The 20,271-nt window shown below is 44.8% G+C and carries 18 protein-coding genes, 2 CRISPR repeat arrays and 1 other annotated feature; of the genes, 5 read left to right on the plus strand and 13 right to left on the minus strand.

Translation table 11 applies throughout. The features are described 5' to 3' along the window. Positions 1-577: 577 nt before the first annotated feature. The 8 genes from leuA to AC1VOR_RS18145 form a co-directional block, all read right to left on the minus strand. A complete protein-coding gene (gene leuA, locus AC1VOR_RS18110) occupies positions 578-2,248 on the minus strand; it encodes a 2-isopropylmalate synthase (RefSeq protein WP_482619846.1) in 1,671 nt (556 codons plus the stop codon). 84 nt (positions 2,249-2,332) lie between these two features. Further along, positions 2,333-2,593: a binding site (T-box leader), on the minus strand. 190 nt (positions 2,594-2,783) lie between these two features. After that, positions 2,784-3,478: direct repeats of the CRISPR family, unit length 32 nt; unit sequence ATTTCAATCCACGCACCTGCGTAAGGTGCGAC. Positions 3,479-3,665: 187 nt separating this feature from the next. After that, positions 3,666-4,481, minus strand: a complete 816-nt coding sequence (locus AC1VOR_RS18115; RefSeq protein WP_482619848.1) for a hypothetical protein — start codon at positions 4,479-4,481, stop codon at positions 3,666-3,668. Next, positions 4,478-5,470: a hypothetical protein gene (locus AC1VOR_RS18120; RefSeq protein WP_482619850.1), complete on the minus strand. Its 993-nt coding sequence runs from the start codon at positions 5,468-5,470 to the stop codon at positions 4,478-4,480. Before AC1VOR_RS18120 ends, AC1VOR_RS18115 begins: the two co-directional genes overlap by 4 nt. Before the next feature lie 2 nt (positions 5,471-5,472). Next, complete coding sequence (locus tag AC1VOR_RS18125) at positions 5,473-6,237, minus strand: RAMP superfamily CRISPR-associated protein (protein ID WP_482619852.1); 765 nt, start codon at positions 6,235-6,237, stop codon at positions 5,473-5,475. Further along, on the minus strand, positions 6,200-8,377 hold the full coding sequence (locus tag AC1VOR_RS18130; protein ID WP_482619854.1) for a Cas10/Cmr2 second palm domain-containing protein: 2,178 nt from the start codon (positions 8,375-8,377) through the stop codon (positions 6,200-6,202). Before AC1VOR_RS18130 ends, AC1VOR_RS18125 begins: the two co-directional genes overlap by 38 nt. Beyond that, a complete protein-coding gene (locus tag AC1VOR_RS18135) occupies positions 8,374-9,249 on the minus strand; it encodes a DUF6602 domain-containing protein (RefSeq protein ID WP_482619856.1) in 876 nt (291 codons plus the stop codon). Before AC1VOR_RS18135 ends, AC1VOR_RS18130 begins: the two co-directional genes overlap by 4 nt. Positions 9,250-9,461: 212 nt before the next feature. Beyond that, positions 9,462-10,343, minus strand: a complete 882-nt coding sequence (gene cas6 / locus AC1VOR_RS18140) for a CRISPR system precrRNA processing endoribonuclease RAMP protein Cas6 (RefSeq protein ID WP_482619857.1) — start codon at positions 10,341-10,343, stop codon at positions 9,462-9,464. Positions 10,344-10,472: 129 nt separating this feature from the next. Beyond that, a CRISPR array of direct repeats spans positions 10,473-10,840; the repeat unit is 32 nt; unit sequence ATTTCAATCCACGCACCTGCGTAAGGTGCGAC. Between the two features lie 305 nt (positions 10,841-11,145). Then, positions 11,146-11,430, minus strand: coding sequence for a hypothetical protein (locus AC1VOR_RS18145; protein ID WP_482619858.1), 285 nt, complete (start codon positions 11,428-11,430; stop codon positions 11,146-11,148). Between the two features lie 159 nt (positions 11,431-11,589). Here AC1VOR_RS18145 and AC1VOR_RS18150 point away from each other — a divergent pair, with 159 nt between their 5' ends. Next, positions 11,590-11,925 (plus strand): helix-turn-helix domain-containing protein, encoded by a 336-nt coding sequence (locus AC1VOR_RS18150; RefSeq protein WP_059050777.1) that lies wholly within the window; start codon positions 11,590-11,592, stop codon positions 11,923-11,925. 34 nt (positions 11,926-11,959) lie between these two features. Then, positions 11,960-12,346 carry a DUF7668 domain-containing protein gene (locus AC1VOR_RS18155; protein ID WP_482619859.1) on the plus strand — a complete coding sequence of 129 codons (387 nt, stop codon included), beginning with the start codon at positions 11,960-11,962 and terminating at the stop codon, positions 12,344-12,346. Positions 12,347-12,411: 65 nt separating this feature from the next. Here the strand turns inward: AC1VOR_RS18155 and AC1VOR_RS18160 are convergent, their stop codons facing one another. Further along, a complete protein-coding gene (locus AC1VOR_RS18160) occupies positions 12,412-12,834 on the minus strand; it encodes a pyridoxamine 5'-phosphate oxidase family protein (RefSeq protein WP_482619861.1) in 423 nt (140 codons plus the stop codon). A 94-nt stretch (positions 12,835-12,928) separates the two neighbouring features. On the opposite strand from AC1VOR_RS18160, the gene AC1VOR_RS18165 reads away from it, so the two are divergent. Both AC1VOR_RS18165 and AC1VOR_RS18170 read left to right on the plus strand, forming a co-directional pair. After that, positions 12,929-13,876 carry a helix-turn-helix transcriptional regulator gene (locus tag AC1VOR_RS18165; RefSeq protein WP_482619863.1) on the plus strand — a complete coding sequence of 316 codons (948 nt, stop codon included), beginning with the start codon at positions 12,929-12,931 and terminating at the stop codon, positions 13,874-13,876. A 154-nt stretch (positions 13,877-14,030) separates the two neighbouring features. Further along, a complete protein-coding gene (locus AC1VOR_RS18170) occupies positions 14,031-14,654 on the plus strand; it encodes an acetate uptake transporter (protein ID WP_482619865.1) in 624 nt (207 codons plus the stop codon). Between the two features lie 114 nt (positions 14,655-14,768). On the opposite strand, the gene AC1VOR_RS18175 is transcribed toward AC1VOR_RS18170, so the two are convergent. The 4 genes from AC1VOR_RS18175 to AC1VOR_RS18190 all read right to left on the minus strand — a co-directional run bounded on the left by AC1VOR_RS18175 (position 14,769) and on the right by AC1VOR_RS18190 (position 18,793). Next, on the minus strand, positions 14,769-15,581 hold the full coding sequence (locus AC1VOR_RS18175) for an SDR family NAD(P)-dependent oxidoreductase (protein ID WP_482619867.1): 813 nt from the start codon (positions 15,579-15,581) through the stop codon (positions 14,769-14,771). An 85-nt stretch (positions 15,582-15,666) separates the two neighbouring features. Next, a complete protein-coding gene (locus tag AC1VOR_RS18180) occupies positions 15,667-17,457 on the minus strand; it encodes a purple acid phosphatase family protein (protein ID WP_482619868.1) in 1,791 nt (596 codons plus the stop codon). Positions 17,458-17,653: 196 nt separating this feature from the next. Beyond that, the gene (locus AC1VOR_RS18185) at positions 17,654-18,445 is read right to left on the minus strand and encodes an SDR family NAD(P)-dependent oxidoreductase (RefSeq protein ID WP_482619870.1); all 792 of its coding nucleotides are present in this window, start codon (positions 18,443-18,445) and stop codon (positions 17,654-17,656) included. After that, positions 18,446-18,793, minus strand: a complete 348-nt coding sequence (locus AC1VOR_RS18190; RefSeq protein ID WP_482619871.1) for an ArsR/SmtB family transcription factor — start codon at positions 18,791-18,793, stop codon at positions 18,446-18,448. A gap of 712 nt (positions 18,794-19,505) precedes the next feature. On the opposite strand from AC1VOR_RS18190, the gene AC1VOR_RS18195 reads away from it, so the two are divergent. Then, positions 19,506-20,081: a TetR family transcriptional regulator gene (locus AC1VOR_RS18195; RefSeq protein ID WP_482619872.1), complete on the plus strand. Its 576-nt coding sequence runs from the start codon at positions 19,506-19,508 to the stop codon at positions 20,079-20,081. Positions 20,082-20,271 lie beyond the last annotated feature (190 nt).

A 20,271-nucleotide genomic window follows, 5' to 3' on the forward strand; every position in this document is an offset into this window, starting at 1 on the left:
CCTGCGTAAGGTGCGACATTATGCGGGGGGCGGAGTTAAGTGGATCAACGTATTTCAATCCACGCTACCTGCGTAAGGTGCGACTAGACCTAAAAAAACATCAGAGGCACGGCCATGATATTTCAATCCACGCACCTGCGTAAGGTGCGACTAGACCTAAAAAAACATCAGAGGCACGGCCATGATATTTCAATCCACGCACCTGCGTAAGGTGCGACTTGAAGTCCTCTACGGCTCTGTTGAGCCTTGCACAATTTCAATCCACGCACCTGCGTAAGGTGCGACCATAATGACAAACGGAACTGACGCGGTGAGGTATTGATTTCAATCCACGCACCTGCGTAAGGTGCGACGGCGGCACAAATGAGCCCAGGCGTAGCAAGGGTTCAGAGGCCCTCAAGTGCGAACCTCGAAAATGAGGCTCTAAAATTAGAGCAAAAAATGACCAAAAACCCGGGAACCCTTGTGGGGCGCGCGGTGCGAATGTCCCCGGGATTTCATGTGAGCTTGGGGTTCGCACCGCTGCTTTTTTTACCCAATAGCCATCAAACTATCGCCTTTTAATCCAACCAGTTTATTACTGATTCTTGGCAATCATTTGGTTAACGGCACTGAAAAGCGCTTTTACCGAGGAAGTCATGATATCGACGTCGATGCCGCAGCCCCAATGGATGTGCCCATCCGCCGCAGTCACTCCGATATAGGAGACGGCTTGGGATTTGGAGCCCGTTTCCAACGCATGTTCCGTGTATATCAGGTCGGTATAGGTTATGCCGAGATACGTTTGCAAAGCATTACTGATCGAGTCAAGTCTACCGTTTCCACTGCCCGTAATCTCCTTGACGCCCTCTTTTTGGGTCCCAATCGTCACCATGGTCTCAAAATTCTCATCGTCCTTGGAGCGATATTTGATAAACTCAATCGGCGTCTTGATGTTGACGTATTCGCTGATAAACAGGTCGTAAATATCATCCGGCAGCAGTTCCTTCTGCTGTTGGTCGGATACGTTCTTCACGAAGTAACCGAAATGCTCACGCATTTTCGCTGGAAGATCGAGCCCGTATTTCTGTTGCAGCACATAACCGATGCCGCCTTTGCCCGACTGGCTGTTAATGCGGATAATATCGCCCTCGTATTGGCGGCCAATATCTTTGGGATCGATCGGCAGATACGGCACGGACCAATGGGACGTCTTCTTGTCCTCGCGCCATTGCATTCCCTTGGCAATCGCATCCTGATGCGAACCGGAGAATGCGGTAAATACCAACTCCCCGCCATACGGGTGTCTCTCGCTCACGTTCATCTTCGTCAATCGCTCGTAGACGGCAATGATTTCAGGAAGATGCTCAAAAGACAACTTGGGATCAACCCCATGGGAGTACATGTTCAAAGCCAGCGTGACAATGTCCACGTTCCCGGTTCTTTCCCCGTTCCCGAACAAGGTTCCTTCTACCCTTTGAGCCCCGGCTAACATGCCCAATTCTGCATCAGCTACGCCTGTTCCCCGGTCATTATGGGGATGAAGCGATAAGATTACGTGCTCCCGGAAGCTCAGATGCTCACTCATGTACTCAATTTGGCTGGCGTAAACATGAGGCATCGACATCGATACCGTGGCTGGCAGATTGATAATGACCGGATGACCCGCCGTCGGTTGCCATACCTCCAGCACGCGATTACAAATTTCCAAGGCGAACTCAATTTCCGTACCCGTAAAGCTCTCCGGCGAATACTGGAACTGGAAGTTCCCCTCCGTACTTTCCGCACACTCCTTAAGCAATTTCGCTCCGGTCACGGCGATGTTAATGATTTCTTCCTTCGACTTGCGGAATACCTGCTCCCGCTGTGCCACCGAGGTTGAGTTGTAGAGATGGACTACCGCTTTTTTGGCCCCCTTCAACGATTCGAAGGTTTTCCGGATAATATGCTCTCTCGACTGGGTAAGTACCTGAATGGTCACATCGTCTGGAATCAGGTCCCGCTCAATCAATGTGCGCAAGAACGCGAATTCCGTCTCCGAAGCTGCGGGAAATCCAACCTCAATCTCCTTGAAGCCGAGCTTCACCAGCATTTGAAAATATTCCAGCTTCTCCTCCAGGTTCATCGGCACCACCAGCGCCTGATTCCCGTCACGAAGATCCACGCTACACCAGATTGGCGGCTCTGTGATATATTCCTTGCGCGTCCAGTTTAAGCTGGTCTCCGGGGGCATGAAATAACCCCGAGTGTATTTTTCGGCATTTCGCATAAGTATCCTTCCTCCCCTTCATGGTTCCAATCCTGATTGACAAATGTCGACAGCATGCAAAAAAAGCCCTTCATCTCTGCTAACAACAGAGACGAAGGACTTTGACGTCCTACGCGGTACCACTCCACATTCATGCCAGTTGGCATGCTCTCAATAGACATGAGCGTCTGATGAATCAGCTCTCATGCCCTCCCGATATAACGGTCAGGTTACCGGCTCCACCTACTTGGTATGTTCAGCAAGCCACTCCAAGGTGAGTTCAGACTCTCGTCACGGCTGCTTCGCACCACCCAGCAGCTCTCTGGTCGTTCAGAAGGTCTTACTATTCCTCTTCAACGTATTGAAATATTAACTGAAATCTTATAGCACCCCGGGCCAGATGTCAAGCAAAAACATGCAGGGCATGTCCAGGGGGGGCTTGGCTGGTGGTTTGGCAGACAAGGGGCAGCTCAGTGGTGAACTTATCAACTTAAAAACACGCATCTATGTAAGGTGCGACCATCATCGACCGGGAAAACGGTGTTAACTACGTCAGATTTCAATCCACGCACCTGCGTAAGGTGCGACAACAGACGGTAAAAACATATGGATTGCATACCATGCATTTCAATCCACTCACCTATGTAAAGTGCGACTCTTGATAATGAAAAAATATACATAGATAACGAATTTCAATCCACTCACCTATGTAAGGTGCGACAAAACCGTTGGCTCTTTAGTTAGTGATATAAAGGGATTTCAATCCACGCACCTGCGTAAGGTGCGACACAAGTTGTTCAATTAACTATATTCTAATTTTTTAATTTCAATCCACGCACCTGCGTAAGGTGCGACAAGAGAGTAATCGATAAACAATTCCGACAAAACATTTCAATCCACGCACCTGCGTAAGATGCGACGCGGGTGCTATTGCGATTGGTAAAATCCTTACGATTTCAATCCACGCACCTGCGTAAGGTGCGACATTCTCACCATCTTTCTTTAATGACGTATTTTTCATTTCAATCCACGCACCTGCGTAAGGTGCGACCATCTATGGATTCAAATGGAAATAGGGCAAGAATTATTTCAATCCACGCACCTGCGTAAGGTGCGACTCGCTCCCTCCTAATTCACCAGCCATCTCATTAGATTTCAATCCACGCACCTGCGTAAGGTGCGACAGGCCCTTAACATGGGGTACCGTTCTCACAACACAATTTCAATCCACGCACCTGCGTAAGGTGCGACTCCGATTTTTAACATAAAAAGGGTATTATACTGCTTAATTAGCCATTTATAGCCCTAATTAATCAAAAAATCGCTAAAGTAATTTAAAATTTTTACATATAAGTAAATGAAAGTAACTTATTTTGGTGCGAATCTCCCGGGAAAATCATGTTCGCTTGGGGTTCGCACCAGTTTCTTTTAGTCCTTGTTACGCATCTTCCATGATAATGCGGACCAGACCATGTGGCAAGTAGGAGCCTTCAACATGATCCACATAGATTGCGCTTTTGGCATTATCTATATTTGAAATTTCTCTGGACAAAGCCAAACCCTTAAATCCTCCTAAAAGCAATATGAAAGATTTCCCCTTTTTCATTCCATCTATTAGCTTGTCTATATTTTCAACCATATTATTAATTTTGAGATGCGTATTTCCCTTTATTTTTCTCTCTTTGGTTTTTGGTGATTTTAACAGTTCCACATATCCTTCTAATTTCCTTTCGGTTGCTGCTTGTGCGCGAGACAGACATCCACGAATATGTTCTCCGTCTCCAAACATTTCCCCCACATATTCACTATCACGAGCAAGCATTTCTACAGCCACATTAGGGAAAAACTCATCGAGTTCAATCGCTGATTCCGATTCAGGAGCCATATTCTGCACCTTATAAAGACGATGAAGATGAAGATGCTCTGCCCGTAAAGATATATCATCCACCATCAGTCTGCTCTTTGTTCGCTCTCCCACAGTTTTAGATTCATTAGCCAATATAGCTCCTTTAATCGAGGACCCTGGAATATAATAATCTGTATGGTCTGGATCATACCCAGGGTATGCCCCATACTGATAAAACGGATAAATAATATTAATCTTGTCTGCCGCAGTTTCAAGTTTATCCCCATGCGGTGATATCTTTAATTCTTTGTGTCCGAATTCCTTCGCAGCCCGATAATAACCCTGATGATCTCTCGGCGATAGAGCAAGACAGGAAAGAGTCTGTAAACGATATTGATAACGTTTCACTTTTTAGCCTCCAATTCCATCAGTGGGTGCAAAAACGCCCGACCAAACACAATCTCATTAGGACGGTTAGGAGCAGTCACGCAAGTTCCAGCAGTTTGAAGTAAACCCTGCTCTACACACACCACACTTCCACTTTCTATAAAACTAATAAATTGACCATTCATCGAAGTCTTATCCCACCCTGCTTGTGAGCTAAACGGGCGGCGCTCGGAGGTGAACAGCTTCAAACTTGACTTAGAAAAGTTAATATTTCGGGGGAGCAGCATCCCCAGGTTAAGATAAAGCTTTGTACCAGAAGAAGGCTCGTAGTCTTCTTCCTGAATTTGGATGAGTTCAAAGGTGTTCATCCCCTGAGAGCTGCGTGGCCCCAGAATAAGCAGCCTGCTGTCGCTTGCAGCTTCTACTAGCGTATTCAGTGACGAATCATACTCCTTGCACTTCTCCATAGTGATATAAAATGAAAAATCTCTGACAAGCGGACTACTATTGGCTGATAAGCTCCCATCCTTTGCAGTAATGACTTCCCTAACTACTATCTCAGGCACAGAATACAAATTCGGTGCAAGTGCAGGGATATTATATCGTTTGCTATCTATAGCTGCATGAATTTGCTGGGTTTGCTCTACTTCAATATAGGTATTGGGTAGATTTTCCGGGTTTGATATCATCAGTTCAATCTGTTCCATAGGGGCAAACAAACATTTCTTAAGTGTCTTATAATACTTCTTATCAGGCTCTTTATCTTTGCCAGACAACTTATCAAATATATAGTTATGAGGTACAGGGAAATACCCTTTGGGCAACAAATTGGATAACATGAACCCCTTTGAAGACTCCTTTATAGCGTTAACTAATGCTGTCGCTTGATCAGATGAAGTATATTCAGCATAAAGGTGTACCAGCGCTCCAAATACTTTCTGTGAATCAGGAATTTGCGTGATTCGGCCAGTCAGCCTTACGTCTACTCGGTGCTTTATCCACTCAGCCATGCTTATTCCCCCTTAATAATATCCACTTGCACACGCCCATACCCGCGACTACCAGAATTGCCTAATCGATAGACTCCCTCATTAAATTGGAGTAATAACTGTTGAATAAACTTATTGATTTCTTGTGATGCTTCATTTCCCCCCAGAAGATTCATTCGATGCATCACAATACTTCCAGTGAAGGATACACCTGGACGAACTACGCAATAACTTCTCGGATTTGCCATTACAATTTCTCTACCGTTCTTATCTTCTGTAGAGGTGACACTATTTTTGGAATCTATTGAAAACAAATCCTTAGGATCACCAGGAGATTCAACAACCAGATCGTTAAACAACAACTTGGGCGTATTATTAAATCCTTCTATGCCGAACAAATACTCTGCTGATGCGCAATCAATGACAGCATTCATCCGCTGTATGGCGCTCTCCTTGCGCTCATTCTCCTTTATAAGAGACAACTGCTCCTTCTGCTCTTCACCTACCATCTCCAGATAACTTCTATACCATTTTCCAATTTTTTCAGCTTGACCTAATAGCGTTTCACTCTGTATATCCTCCAGTTCCTCAGACAACAGTTCACGAACCATATTTCGCAACACACCTTTTAAGGAAGAGCCCGGAATATAAGGTAACCCGTTCACATCTGTCACCGTAAACAAATCAACGCCGCCAATCTCAAATGTCACCGGAGAGCCACCGATAAAAAGATTGGATTTTGTCGTTAATTTAACGTCTATTTGATGAGCCTTTTTTTCTTGAGTCATTTCCTCTACCTCCTGAATGATTTCTATCTCGTTTCTGCTTTTGGTTAGCTTTTAAGGTTTTAAAATCGAACATTTCCTTCAAGTGAATTGATTTGTCCCTCAGCATGTAAAAGATCATCAAAGCATCTATAAAATCCGTACTCCAGTGCTGGGGATTGCGTGCGTATTTCAAAAATAGTTCTTTTTCAAAAAATAATCCCGGGGGAGCCTTATACTCCTGTGCTGATTGATTCATACGCTCTTTTACTTGCTCTTTGGTTTGCGGATTAGCTGCTGCGATTAGTTCTCCGACCACCCTGGGCTGGTATACATATTTTTGCTTGATTTTGTGAAACAAGGAATTTGAAATTCGCAAGGTGCGATACACTTCTACCCTTTGATCCTTATCTTGATGCACTTTATACTTATACTCGTCTCGTGTAATAAACACTTCACGCAAAGGACGAACAGAGAAATTCCCCAAACTCACATCATAGATATACTTTAATGGCTTGTTAAATAAATCACTTTTGACTCTCGCTGCATCAAAGTTGTTAGGATATGATTGGGCGGCACTATTAAACCTGGAATCTGTGAATAAAAGCAACACACGAATATACCCTTCTAACCTTTTTTTATGTGAGTCATCAAGAAGTATCTCTTTTTTAACCTTGAGTTTTCCCTTTAGGGTCTTTCCTATGAATTTAATTCGCAAAATTCGCCCCATAATCGCTTCCAGCAGTGAAAGCTCAGCATTTCTTAAGTGTTGGTTCTCACTCTCAAGATGCTGCGGAATTAAATGATAGAACAAAGCATTGCTATACTTGAGTTCATTTTCACAGAACTCAGGATCTGTAATTTTATTTAAAAGCCCGTACAAGAAATGGTGCGCCGCAAACTCTTGTTTCACCGCTGCGCTTAATCTCTCTACGCCATCCATCATGGATTGCCATGTGATTAGATTGGCGTTATTCTCATCAGCCTTTTCCAAATTTTCGACTTTCTGATTCCGTTTTTCTTTCATGTAATCATGGAAAACAAGGTTGTTAATACTGATTTTTATACGATTAATAGGACGCATGTCGTTGGTGGCCTCAGGACCGTGTCCCTCTGCTTTAGCCAGCTCCAACTGTCTCTGTACACGCTCATAATAATAACGAATTGGCTCCCGATTGAATGTAAGATCAACTCCAATACTCATAGACAGTTCTAATGAATTGATGCTATGTCCCAATTTCTTGCAAGCCTGTTCAATTTCTTTATTCAATTTCGACAAGACACCCTTGCAAATACTGATTCCATCGCCCAATTGATGCACTGGCACAGCAAAAAACACATCATCACCAGCCATATAGAGGGGATATAACCGAAGTCGATTACTCTCGTTCTCTGTAGCTTGTCGTTTAGTTGTTGTGAGTTGATGAAGATAATCCAGTGACACATAGTCGGAGAGTATATTGCTTACAACATTGTATAATTCGTAATTTTTAATACTTTTGAATAACTCCCCCATACCGTCCAAATCGCCCTTAATGACGGCTATACGGAAGTGATTTTCATTGTCTGCTTCTTTCTCATCAAACAGATCATTGATGGTTTTTGTGAAAGCTGGGTACTTTGAACCAATTGCAGAAGAAGATTCACCCGGAGGCAGTTCAATAGATCCTTCAAAACCAAATAATAATTCTTTATTCTGTTCAACAATTCGACTCAGACATACATCTGCACGCAATCGCCGTTTACTTTCCTTTATAGCAAGCAGTTGATAGGACGAGCCATTACGGTTTGGATCAGGCTGTTCCAGGCTCTCCAAAGGGAAGTAAGTATATTTCATAAGCAGTTGTCCGTTAAATTTTTTATAGTAGCTCCTGAACAACTTCTTTAATCTTTCAGCAATTTCAGCCTCCAGAAGCGAAGTAATAAACACGCAATTCCCTGAACTTTTCAATAATTGTTCGTCAATATGATTTGCGAACGTCTCTTGTTTACTTCCCTCAATACCAATGTCTTCATAGAATTGTTCCGAGATCATTCTTGAGGATTGGATGATTGTACTTAACGTGCCGCTATTGGTTTGTTTATCTTGAGTTGGGGCATTTAACACATAATAAAGAAAGCTCTGAACCTTATCTATGGAGATCGCTACTACATATTTACTCATTGCTGGCCTTCCTCTCCCAAGTGATTGAATAGCTTGGCGTAAGCACGGTGTGGGAACAAAATGGGGTTGTTGATTAACATCAATAGTTGATTTAACTGGAAGTTAAAGGTGAGTAAGGAGACGTTAATTCCTTTTTCATCCTGAACGCTGTACTGATTTAGATAGACCGTTTCTAATTGGTTCGTATTTTTAATTTTAATTAACTCATCTTGTTGAATTTTAGGCTTGTGAAAATTGAGATCCCTATACCACTCTAATAACGATGACCCTGATTTTTGGGGATTGAGGTTGATTTCGATATTCCCATCGGGTTTAATGGCAAGTAAAGTAAAATCAAACTGTTTCGCAACTTCTTCACTGCAATTTTTTAGAGTGCAGAGGATACGAATGGGACGGGTAGACTTTTGTGTAACGACTGCTGTATGAGCGATTTGGGTTGCCATTCTTGCAAAAGAATCATCTGAAGTACGGAGCTTATTCAAACTTTTTGCCCAGTTTCTAACCCCTTTAGTACTCTGACTCTTGCACTCAACCACGGCCGCAACCGCTTCAATAGGCACAAATTTCACCTTTCCATAGCGGAAGATATACGGAGTATAAGTTTCGTCCATAATCGCTAAATCTACTTCATGAGAGACCTTTCCTTCAGAATCTATAATAAAGACAGATGACTCAATAACAAATTTTCGCGGAATGATCATTTCAAAGAGTTGCGCCCAAATCATTTCACGTTCCGAACCTATCGTTGTTCCGTGCAAATCATGCTTCATAAACAATTGATTCACAATAGACTTTTCAACCTGGCGGTAATTTTCTCTGACGTTGTTTATAAGCTTATTCTTCTTCTCTTCAACAGATAGTTCTTTGGACATATGCAGAGACACCTCGGTTCAATAGGATAAAATGGTCATTTTCACCATTATTGTAGCACATTTTCCCAAATCCCCTCTAAAATTTCGACAAAAAACCCAAAATTATAGATAGTATATCTACATTTCAATGAAAACGAATAGGTCTAAAATACTAAAAAGGCATGCTCCTGACAGAGTCAGAACGCACACCTAGGCAGTTTTTAATCTTCCTTCTATCGATAAACAACATCTAGCTGCCCACAGCCAAAAGTTGTGTTCCGTCCAACATGCAAGATACGCACCGCATTTAACCAAGGGGTAAAAATACTCAATTCGCCTTCAAAAGTCATAGCCCCAAGCATTCCACTCCAATCTACAGATTCACTCTTACGATTGGAATACCTATGCATTTCATTCAGATATAAACCGGAAGAAATTTGCTGTGCCTCCCCTGCCAAAGTAATAGCATTTGTAGCCATATCTCCATTAATCAACCCACCATAGCGCTCGGTTAACGTCTCTATTCTTCGAACCCCGCCTCGTATAATAGTTGAGAAATCAATATGCTGCACTAGTTCCCCGCCACGTCGAATGCGAACGGGTGTCAATAGATGAATAGAACACCACTTGGCAAACTCTGTTGTTGCAACAGAATTAATATTGACAGGAGTTATTGAATTCGTATGAACATGACCTCTTTGCCATATAGAAGAAAATCGTTCAGCATGTAGGATATCCAATAATTTAAAGCTTTTCCGTTCAGCCCCTAGCCTAAAGGTATCGGCTTTTGCTAGGGTAGTTACCACTCTTTCGGCATAGTTTATAGCATTTCCAAACAGCACAAGCTTGAAGGAAAGCTCATCTCCTGAATGATAAACACTGCGAGGTCTCGGCGGCTCAATCATGTATGGATTAACTATATCTTGCTTCGCCCCTCCCAAACGACGGTTCTCAAACAAGTAAGTATAGGCCTCCCTATCATTCTGCAACGCCCACCCGACAATCCCATGCAGGGTCGAGCCAAGAAAAGCTGGCAATCTAGCAGCCTCCTGACAGTTTAATCTAATAAGCAATGGCAGGTACTCCAAAGAAAAAATAGTGTTTTGTTGATGCATACTTTTCTCCAATTCTATAGATTACTGGATGTGTAAGTTAATAGGGGCAGCAAGTACATAAGCCGTTCGCTCTATACAACAGTGTAAGGTGCGACTGGAACCTCCTAAAAATCACCCCTCTTTCGTGTTATTACATTCCGCGCACCTGCGTAAGGTGCGACAAGGACTTTTGGGACAGACCTGTTTACAAGTGCGTAATTTCAATCCACGCACCTATGTAAGGTGCGACGGTCCCCTGCTTTTTGAGTCAGACCGGGCTGGCGAAATTTCAATCCACGCACCTATGTAAGGTGCGACCACACCCGCCACACAACACAGGGTTCGGAGAAGAAATTTCAATCCACGCACCTGCGTAAGGTGCGACACAATGATCCACTTACTGGCAATACGTTCATCCTGATTTCAATCCACGCACCTGCGTAAGGTGCGACCGTCGTCTTCCGGGGGTCAACAATCTTACGAGTGATTTCAATCCACGCACCTGCGTAAGGTGCGACCCCGATTTTTAACATAATAAGGGTATTATGCTGCCTAATTAGCCATTCATAGCCTTACTTTAATTAAAAACGGCTCAAATAATTCTATATTTTTACATATAAAGAAATGAAAGTAACTTATTTTGGTGCGAATCTCCCAGGAAAATCATGTTCGCTTGGGGTTCGCACCAAAATGATTTTCACAATACAGTTACCCTAATTATTGTTGTATTTTTTAGAAATTGCAACCACAAGTGCAATACCATTTTTCCACTCGTTCTTCCAGCAATGCTGCTTGAAGTTTCGCCCCAAAGCGTATTTGCTCCTTATTTACTATTCACTTCTTCCATTATGCCAATCATCAGTTGGATACCATCCTTCACACCTTGGGTATAAAGTAATTCATGTTCAACAGCTCGTCTGAATAGATGCTTGTCCTCCCATTCCAAATAATCTGCCCCCTTCATTTTGTCCTCACCAGGAAACATTTCTGCAAAGGCGCTACGCTCTTCAGCCCGAAGCTTACGCCATTCTGACTGCCGTTCAATGTCCAGCATAATCAAGTCCAGCCTTTGACGAATGGCATTAAGGAACCATATAGGAACTGGCATTCTACCTCTCCTTTTTCAAACAACGTATTTCTTCAACCTTTAGAGGAAAGAATATAGAATCTTAAAACTACTATAAATATTACTTTTATAACTCATTAAAGTCAATTTAAAACTCCTACATAATAGTACTTGAAAACTATGATTCAGGAAGGATTTAACATGACCGATTATGATAAAATAGCTGTCGGTGAACGCATTCGTTCCCGTAGAAAAGCGTTAGGTCTTTCTCAAGAAGAATTCGCAGAGCGGATAGGACGTGTACCTAAGTTTTGCGCTGATATTGAGCGTGGAAAAGTGGGGATGTCGATTGAAACCATGCTTGCCGTCTGTTCCTTACTAAAATTGTCTCCTGATCAGCTTCTTCTAGGCCAGTTGGACAAGTCCCATAATAACGATGAATCCAAGCTAATCATTGATGCTCTTGATCAATGTACAGATACGCAACGTAAAGATGCATATGCGCTATTGCAGCTTTTTCTTAGAGCCATAAAATAAAACTTACCTACTACGAACACCCGGAGGCCAGGCTATGATTCCAAGAACGAAGGACCACGAGGAGCAGGATGTGATGCCTACACTCCAAGCGATTGTTGATGCGCTTGCTCAAGGAGATTTGGATCGTATTCCCACGCTTGTGGATGATATGGGCAGCTATACACCTGAATGGCTACAGCAAATGAGAGAGCATATTGTGGAGGAGACCGGGGGAATTGATGTCTACGGTGTGCCTTGCACCTTCCGTCCCAACTACGAGTACAAGCAGTTGCAGTTCTATCATTTTAACGACGGCTCGGGTATGACTTGCGAATATGCTCTTACCGTGAACGGAGACTTGAACGACTGGACATTGCTTCTGCGCTTCTATTATGAAGGGGACTCGATCAGAGTCGAGTTCGAAGACTTGCACATCCTATGAAGGTGTGATGCAGTAAGCAAAAGGCGCTGCAATCTCGCAGCGCCCCTCCTCCCTTGCTAAAAGCATCAATCCGCCAGGCTGTACTTTCCGATATGCTCAAAATCCAACGTGACGACGGCTGAATCGAAGATAATCTCATAGAGCACCAACGCATCCCCGCCCTGTTCTACCACTTCATGGTAGCCAGGGATTTTCTGGTTAAATAAATCCGCTACCTCGGCCACCGTATGGCGGCTTCTCTGCACCTTCCCTTTCGCCTTGACATGCTGGGTTCCCTCATGGGGGACGGTGGTAAAGGCTACGCTCGCGTTGACTTCCATTTCTTTGACCTTTTGATTTTGAACGAAGCTGGTGAACATAATCATCTTGGCATCCTTGTCATAAACAAAATTTACAATTCTCACATTGGGCTGATCCTGGACCGAAGTCGCCAAGGCAAGCTCGGTCTGGATGTCCATCATACGGATAAATTCTTGTTCTGTATTCATATATCCTACACTCCTTTTATTGTCGTTCTGAGTTGTAGTATATTATTAAATGGTGTCAATAAATGAAACCTTTTAATCAGAAAGAGGAATCTGCATGAGAAAGTCAGAACGTCTGAACGATATGATGATCTACCTCAATGATAAGAAGTCCTTCCAGCTCAAGCACATCATGGAGCGATACGCTATTTCAAAAAGCACCGCCCTGCGCGATATAGGGTCCTTGGAAGAAATCGGCATGCCTATTTATTCCAAGCCCGGACGCAACGGATACTATGGCATTCTGCCCAACCGCCTATTGTCGCCCATTGTGTTCACTGTAGATGAGGTGCAAGCCTTATATTTTTCCATGCAGACGTTAAGTGCTTATCAATCCACGCCCTTTCACTTGAGCGTCGCCACCTTGAAGCAGAAGTTCGAGGGATGTATTTCCGAGGAACGGAAGCAGAAGCTGCGGAAGATGGAATTGATCTTTAGCCTGCACAGTTACCAGAGCAACAATGAGTGCAAATACCTGGACCAGATTCTGCACATGGCCGTGGAAGAAAAAGTGTGCGAGGTGCGTTATGCCAAAGGGGATAGTCTCAACCTCAAACGTTACTACGTCCAGTTCTTTGATATTACCTCGGCCTATGGGCAGTGGTATGCGACAGCTTACAACTTCCAGACACAGAAGCCGCAAGTGTTCCGCTGTGATAAGATCCATGCCGTGGGGCCATCTGATCAATATAAGGCCAAGCCGCTGGCCGACTTTTTTAGTGATGCCAGAGAGATGTATCGCGAGCCGGATGCGACCTGGTTCGAAGTCGAAGTGTCTGCGAAAGGGGTGGACCTGTTCCATAAGGAGCATTATCCGTCCATGGAGTTGTACCACGAGCATGGCAAGCACATCATACGAGGCTTTTACAACAAGGGAGAAGAGCGGTTTATCGCCAGCTACTTCCTGGCTTACGGGGAGGCGTTGTCCTCTATTCAGCCTGCCAGCTTGAAGCATCTGATACTTGAGAGATTAGATGCCCTCAAGAACCATTTCTATACTCTATAAATGAACAAAAACTTCTCAAATCATCTACTATTTTGGTTGTAACAAAATGACCACTATACGTACTCCCCTTGGTCAGTTACAATACATCCATGTGTCCATTCTGCGGTATCGGAGGAATGGCAGCGAAATGAACTATGGAGGCTCAACCTACACTATGCACAACGCAACATCAACACAAGTAAAAATCATTACGGCCGATCCCAGCGGAATCGGCTTATTCGGGCTGGCGATTGTCACTCTGGTGGCATCCTCACAAAAGCTGGGATGGACGGAGGGCCTCAGCTACGCCATTCCATGGGCCATCTTTCTTGGAGCGTTCGCGCAGTTATTTGCCAGCATTCAGGACGGCAAGCATAATAACACCTTTGGCATGACCGCATTTGGAGCCTATGCCTTTTTCTGGTTCGCCATGGGGACAAGCTGGCTGATCAAGCTGGGGGTATTCGGGGCTGAGCTTGCTTCCGGTGTGGACGGCAAACAATTAGGCTTTGCCTTCCTTGGCTACCTCATTTTCACGTTATTTATGACCATCGGTGCGATGGAGACACATAAAGTGCTCTTCTTCATTTTTGCTCTGATTGATGTCCTGTTTCTGGGGCTGAGTCTGGATGCCTTTGGCATTCTTCCTGAACTTTCACATGCTCTGGCGGCATGGGCAGAGCTCTGTATCGGGCTTCTATCCCTCTATGGAGCAGGGGCAGCCGTGCTTAATGTCCACTTTGGAAGAAGCTTCCTGCCCGTTGGACGCCCATTTGGTATCTTTAAGCCACGGGCATAAAATGCTCCCCACTATATTATAGAAAATAGCCGTCCTGCTGCGCTTCCGATACGCTCGACAGGACGGCTATTTTTTTCGAACATTTTGTGCAAATACCTCTACTGCATTCCCCTCTTAGACGAGGTCCTTCATTTTATCAGCAATCAGGTTGGTAGCTTTTGCCGGGCTGAGCCGATATATTTTGTCCATGAGTCGGGAGTCTTTGCCTGCGTAAATGCGTACTTTATCACTTTCCATCCCGCTCACAATAATTTCAGCGGCTTGCTCAGGGGTTAGCAATTGCGCCAACTGCTCCTGACTAGCTTCTGTATTGTCCATATTGTCGATGCCGGAATTCTTCATAATATTGGTGCTTACCCCACCCGGGAACACCACCGTGACCTTCACATTCGTATCCTTAAGCTCAGCCTGTAACCCTTCGGTCAGCAGCTTCACTGCAGCCTTGGATGCCCCGTAAATCGTCTGACCGGGAACCGGAAGGAATCCCCCCATGCTCGACACGTTGCAGATATGCGCAGCCGGTCTTGCCAGCAAATGCGGAAGAAAGGTCTTCACCATATAGAGCGTCCCGTAAAAGTTAATATCCATGACCTGCTTAATCTTGTCGTAATCAAGATCATTCACATGGATGAACGGGTGGATAATCCCGGCATTATTCAGGATGCCATCCACTTGCCCGTGGCGCTCGATCACCTGTTCGGGCAGGGCCTCAACCACTTCCCGCTCCGTTAAATTCAACGTGTGGATGGACAGCTTGCTGCTATGGCTGCCCGCCGCTTGAACGGTTCCCTCCAGAGCTTCCTTGCTAATATCGACAGCGGCCACATGTGCCCCTCTGCCCAGTAGGTTCAGCACCAATTGTCTTCCAATTCCGCCACCCGCACCCGTAACGACAATCACTTTATCCCGTAGTTTAATGGTATCCAACCCTTTCCATCAATAGTTAAGTTTATTATAGCTATTTTGGTGGGCGAATAACAAAATTCCCTCGGAAAGGTGCTAGCTGCTGAAATTAATTCTTCTGAATGCCAAACTCATGGACCAGCTTCACTTGTCTTGACTCGTACTTGGACAAATCGCCATATACCTGATACACCTTAACGGTGAGTTCATTATCATTAAATTCATAAACGGCGAAGTTCTGTTGGGAGGAATCTCTGTTATTAGAATGAGACTTGGTGAACTTCTCACTCTTCTGTGGCTGGTTGCCAAAGGCAAACAACGAGTTGTAATGATCCAGATTCTCCTGAGTTAACCAGCTCAGTTTAGGTCTGACTTGCTTGATATGCTCCAGGGACTTGCCATAGATATCATCATAAGCCTTAGTCCCACCCGTGTTCGGTAAAATAAAGACCGTCCCCTGCGGATTATCATAATATTCGACCTGATCTGCTCCAGTTGTCATATTCGCATAATCGATCTGGGCATTCGCAAAGCTCTCCGATTTAGGAGCATATTTTAAGGATTTCGTGACCGACATCACATGATCATGTCCTTGCATGGCCACATCAATGTCCAGATCATCGATCAGCTTCATAAAATCGTCTCTGACATTTTGAACGTCTTCATCAGATAGGGAGTGATATGACTTGGAGAACAGAGGCTTGTGGTATTGCAGCACAACCCATTTTGCACCCTTCTTCCTCGCTTGCTCTACGTCCTGTCTAATCCAGTCCATTTGTTCCTTGCCAAGCGCCTTCTTGTCTTCATTTTTATTATCATTGGTGTTAGCGACAACGAAATGAACGCCGTTATAATCATAGGAATAATAAGAGCCACCATCAATTTTCCCCTGCGCTGCTGGTACATTGAAGTGGTCGTTGAAGGATTCCAGAAATTTCTCACCGCTGGTCAGTGCTGCCTCATCATGATTGCCAGAGGCAGGAGCTAATGGCCCCATTAACAAAGAACTTTGGGATTGGCTGAACAAATCAACCCATTCGTCCTCCACCTCAGCAATTTCTACAACATCGCCAGTATGAACGACAAAGTTGGCATCTCCTGCTGTTTCCAGCGCCTTTTCAAGTGTACTTGCCCCATAGGCTGCTTCATTTCTCGCATGCTCGTTCCAGTACGCATTTTGTGTATCCGTATAATGGATGAACTTGAAGGTATCCCCGGAGTCGCCCGATGTCTTAAATTGCCCTACTGCGCTCTTTTGCCCCTTCTCCGACCCCACCTGATAGTAGTATTGGGTATTTGGCTTTAGCCCTGTTGCCAGTGCTTTGTAGGAGGCTTCCTTTACCTTCTGCACTTGCACCTTGGAGGAAAGGTCTGAATCTTCACCAAGCTCCTTGCTCGGGTTGAAGCTTTCTCCGACCGTACCTTCATCCGTAAAATAGCCCACAATCGATTGCTTCTTATTTTCATCCGTTTTTACCTTGGCAAAGATCAAAAATCCGTTCTTGTCCCGCTCTATGTAATGAGCCTCCACGACTTTAGCCGTAGCTTTGAAAGAGACCGGTTCAGCCATCGTATTCGATTCGCTTACCCATACATAAGCATCTTGAAATTGATCCGAGGTATACCAGTTAAAGCCCATTTGCGTCCGTGTGTCCCCATTAAAGGTAGCTACAATACGATTAGGCGCATTATTCTTGACGTGGGGAGCTACTGCTGGCTTGTTTACCGTAGAGGTTGAGGTGGCCAGGCCGACCGAGGCCAATTTGCCAAATCCATCCGGTTGATACAATTTGGCGTTCTCTTCCTGCGCAAAGGCATTCCCGGCAGATACTGGAGCAATCAGCATTGCACCTAATAGTAAACCTGCTATTTTGGTCTTTACATTCTTCATACTCATCATCCCGAGTCTCCTTCGCAAAGGTATTTTTTAGCATCATCTAGCCATACCTATTGCCATGTTAGGTGCTAAGTATTAGAGCAAGACAACATATATGTTAAAACCATGAAAATATTGTAAAGAAAAAAAGAGAACGCCAATTTCGCATTCTCTTCCTTATTATGAGTAATCAGGGATCTCCCTGAACTTAGATTGTCCGCTAAACGCCATGAGTGACATTTTTGCCAAAGATACGATAGGAAAGATTGACAACAAATTTACGAGGAAATAAACGAGCAAGCTGCGCTACCCAATAGTTTCCTACACCATCAATCACCGTCATCTTGTCTTTCTCCAGCGCACGCAGTCCCGTTTGCACGACCTGGGCAGGCGGTACATCCTTGCCTGGAGCCCCGGTATCCCCGCCCATTACCTCCTGTATATTGGTTGCCGTACGGCCCGGGCATAAAGTAACGACGGTAATTCCTTGGCTTCTGGTTTCTGCCCATAATGATTCGCTCCAAGAGATGATGAATGCTTTGGTTGCGCCATATACGGCCATGAAGGGCGTGGGTTGAAACCCGGAGCCTGAGGCTACATTGATAATAGCCCCCTGACGGCGTTTAAGCATGTCTTGCAAAATGAGGTGTGTCAAGCTGACCACCGTCAAGACGTTTAATTTAATCTCATTCTCTTGCTTTTCCAAAGACATTTTATCAAAAACACCATAGTAAGCCACGCCCGCATTATTAACCAGCAAATCCACCTTGCGCTGCAATTGCGTAATCTGATCATACACGCTATGGGCTACACCATCCTGCGTCAGATCGGCTACGACGACATCCACTTGTACGTTATGCTTAGCCATGAGTGTCTGGGCAAGTTGCTTCAGCTTACTTTCGGAGCGAGCGACAACAATTAAGTTCATTCCTTTGCCCGCCAATTCGTGCGCGAAGGATTCTCCAATGCCGGAGGATGCTCCTGTGATTAGCGCTGTTTTCCCTTGATACATTTACTGATCCCCTCCTTCTTGTTGCTTGCAATCCCTGATAAAATGCTCAATCAGAGCTTTAAGTCCCTTTAACTCGCTTACCGCATCCAGATAGTAAAAATTCATCGTCCCTTGCTTGCGTACGTTGATGACCTTGGCCTCTTTCAAAATTTTCAGTTGATGCGACACCGCGGGACGGGACAAATTGGTGTGTTCTGTAATCTCCCCGACTCTCATCCCCGGCGACCACGTCCCTTGCATGAGAGTGATAATAATCGCTTGTCTGGTCTCGTCACCAATGGCGTTGAGCAGCTTCCGATTACCCTTGAACTCCTGCAACAGACTCATGCTGCTATCCTGATCCGTCATGACCTTCCTCCCTTGGGACTAATGGTTTAAGCTGTTGAGTGATTACAGAATAGCATGCGCGCAACCGCACGGCCACATTGGGAAAGAAGATCGAGATGGTTGCTTTTGTGAAGGGAGAATGGTGGGAGAATAGAAGCTGGCGGGCTGGCACTATGTGATGCGCTGGACACAGGAAAAATCCCCCTCAGGTGAAGCGTTGAGGGGGATGATTGGAAAACTAGTATTGGTTTGGAGTATGCGGGGCTGGGGCTATACAGGAGTAACCTTGGGGGAAGAGCAGAAGCCCCGACTTGCAGCGCTGGTTGCCACACAGCCACAACCTTGGCGAAGAAACCCCGGACCTGCTCACTAGCCGCCATAGGGCCATAGCTCAATAGGCGCCATAAGGTCATAACCTCAGCGAAGAAGCTCGGCCTTACCCATTAGTAGGAAATTCTCCCGCTAATTTATGGAAATGAGCCGATTTTCGGTGTTTAGCTGGAAAAACTCCCTATAAATCCGTGCTTTCAGTCCATTTCTGCCCGTAAGAGCAACATTACCTTCTGCATTCTTTTTATATATTGCAACACTTTTAGTTTATACAACATTTGTTGTATAGTTATCATAAAATAGTTCAGCTTACCAATCAACCGACAATTCCCAAGCAGCGTCGGATATACAACATATTGATCCATTTGTCTTTAAAAGTTTATGAATGAAATGAGGGACTCTCGTGACAACAACAACCAAGCTTGATCCACGCATCGTTCGAACACAGAAGTTGATTATGGACGCCTTTGCCCACCTGCTGACCAGCAAGGAGTTCAAGGACATTACTATCCAGGATATCACCCATGAGGCAACCGTGAACCGAGCGACTTTTTATTATCATTTTGTTGACAAATATGACCTGCTGGAGAAGGTGTTGCGCAAAGAGTTCACAGATACCGTATGCCACCAGATTGCCGGATACACCCTGCTGGACGCAGCGACGATTACAGATATTTTCCTGTGCGTCACCCGGTTTCAAACTAGCCTCTACGCACGCTGCCGCAGCGGCTTTGAGACATTTAAGACTACCATTGAAGCCATCATTCAGAAGGAATTGGAACAGGCCTTCGGCCAAATGCTAATGAATCAGCATGGTGGAGCCAGTAATGAGTCCTTGAGAGTTGCAGCGGTCATGCTTAGCTGGGGAATGATTGGCGCGTCCATGGATTGGCGTCAGAACAGCAATTTACCTGCCGAGCAATATATAGAGTTGGCGCTCCCGTACGTGACCCGCGGACTAGGCAGCCTGATGGCTTAGTCAGGAAAGAACAATTATAGCCATTAAGTAACTTGGAGGCGTCGCTCAAATTATGCTAACGTACACAGTGAGCATTAGTCTGGAAATTAGCAAAAGGGAGGCGCTTGTGATGGACAACGGGCGGTTATTGAAGGGACATTTTGAAGGGAAAGCTCGCATCATTGCCCTGTAAACTGCGAAGTCCCTTCCA

It is taken from the genome of Paenibacillus sp. 1SOY10, from assembly GCF_056836745.1.

Excerpts from the sequence above, each read along its gene's own strand:
- leuA (WP_482619846.1), bottom strand. The coding sequence starts at position 2,248 with ATGCGAAATGCCGAAAAATACACTCGGGGTTATTTCATGCCCCCGGAG.
- AC1VOR_RS18120 (WP_482619850.1), bottom strand. The coding sequence starts at position 5,470 with ATGGCTGAGTGGATAAAGCACCGAGTAGACGTAAGGCTGACTGGCCGA.
- AC1VOR_RS18125 (WP_482619852.1), bottom strand. The coding sequence starts at position 6,237 with ATGACTCAAGAAAAAAAGGCTCATCAAATAGACGTTAAATTAACGACA.
- AC1VOR_RS18130 (WP_482619854.1), bottom strand. The coding sequence starts at position 8,377 with ATGAGTAAATATGTAGTAGCGATCTCCATAGATAAGGTTCAGAGCTTT.
- AC1VOR_RS18135 (WP_482619856.1), bottom strand. The coding sequence starts at position 9,249 with ATGTCCAAAGAACTATCTGTTGAAGAGAAGAAGAATAAGCTTATAAAC.
- cas6 (WP_482619857.1), bottom strand. The coding sequence starts at position 10,343 with ATGCATCAACAAAACACTATTTTTTCTTTGGAGTACCTGCCATTGCTT.
- AC1VOR_RS18145 (WP_482619858.1), bottom strand. The coding sequence starts at position 11,430 with ATGCCAGTTCCTATATGGTTCCTTAATGCCATTCGTCAAAGGCTGGAC.
- AC1VOR_RS18150 (WP_059050777.1), top strand. The coding sequence starts at position 11,590 with ATGACCGATTATGATAAAATAGCTGTCGGTGAACGCATTCGTTCCCGT.
- AC1VOR_RS18155 (WP_482619859.1), top strand. The coding sequence starts at position 11,960 with ATGATTCCAAGAACGAAGGACCACGAGGAGCAGGATGTGATGCCTACA.
- AC1VOR_RS18160 (WP_482619861.1), bottom strand. The coding sequence starts at position 12,834 with ATGAATACAGAACAAGAATTTATCCGTATGATGGACATCCAGACCGAG.
- AC1VOR_RS18165 (WP_482619863.1), top strand. The coding sequence starts at position 12,929 with ATGAGAAAGTCAGAACGTCTGAACGATATGATGATCTACCTCAATGAT.
- AC1VOR_RS18170 (WP_482619865.1), top strand. The coding sequence starts at position 14,031 with ATGCACAACGCAACATCAACACAAGTAAAAATCATTACGGCCGATCCC.
- AC1VOR_RS18180 (WP_482619868.1), bottom strand. The coding sequence starts at position 17,457 with ATGATGAGTATGAAGAATGTAAAGACCAAAATAGCAGGTTTACTATTA.
- AC1VOR_RS18185 (WP_482619870.1), bottom strand. The coding sequence starts at position 18,445 with ATGTATCAAGGGAAAACAGCGCTAATCACAGGAGCATCCTCCGGCATT.
- AC1VOR_RS18190 (WP_482619871.1), bottom strand. The coding sequence starts at position 18,793 with ATGACGGATCAGGATAGCAGCATGAGTCTGTTGCAGGAGTTCAAGGGT.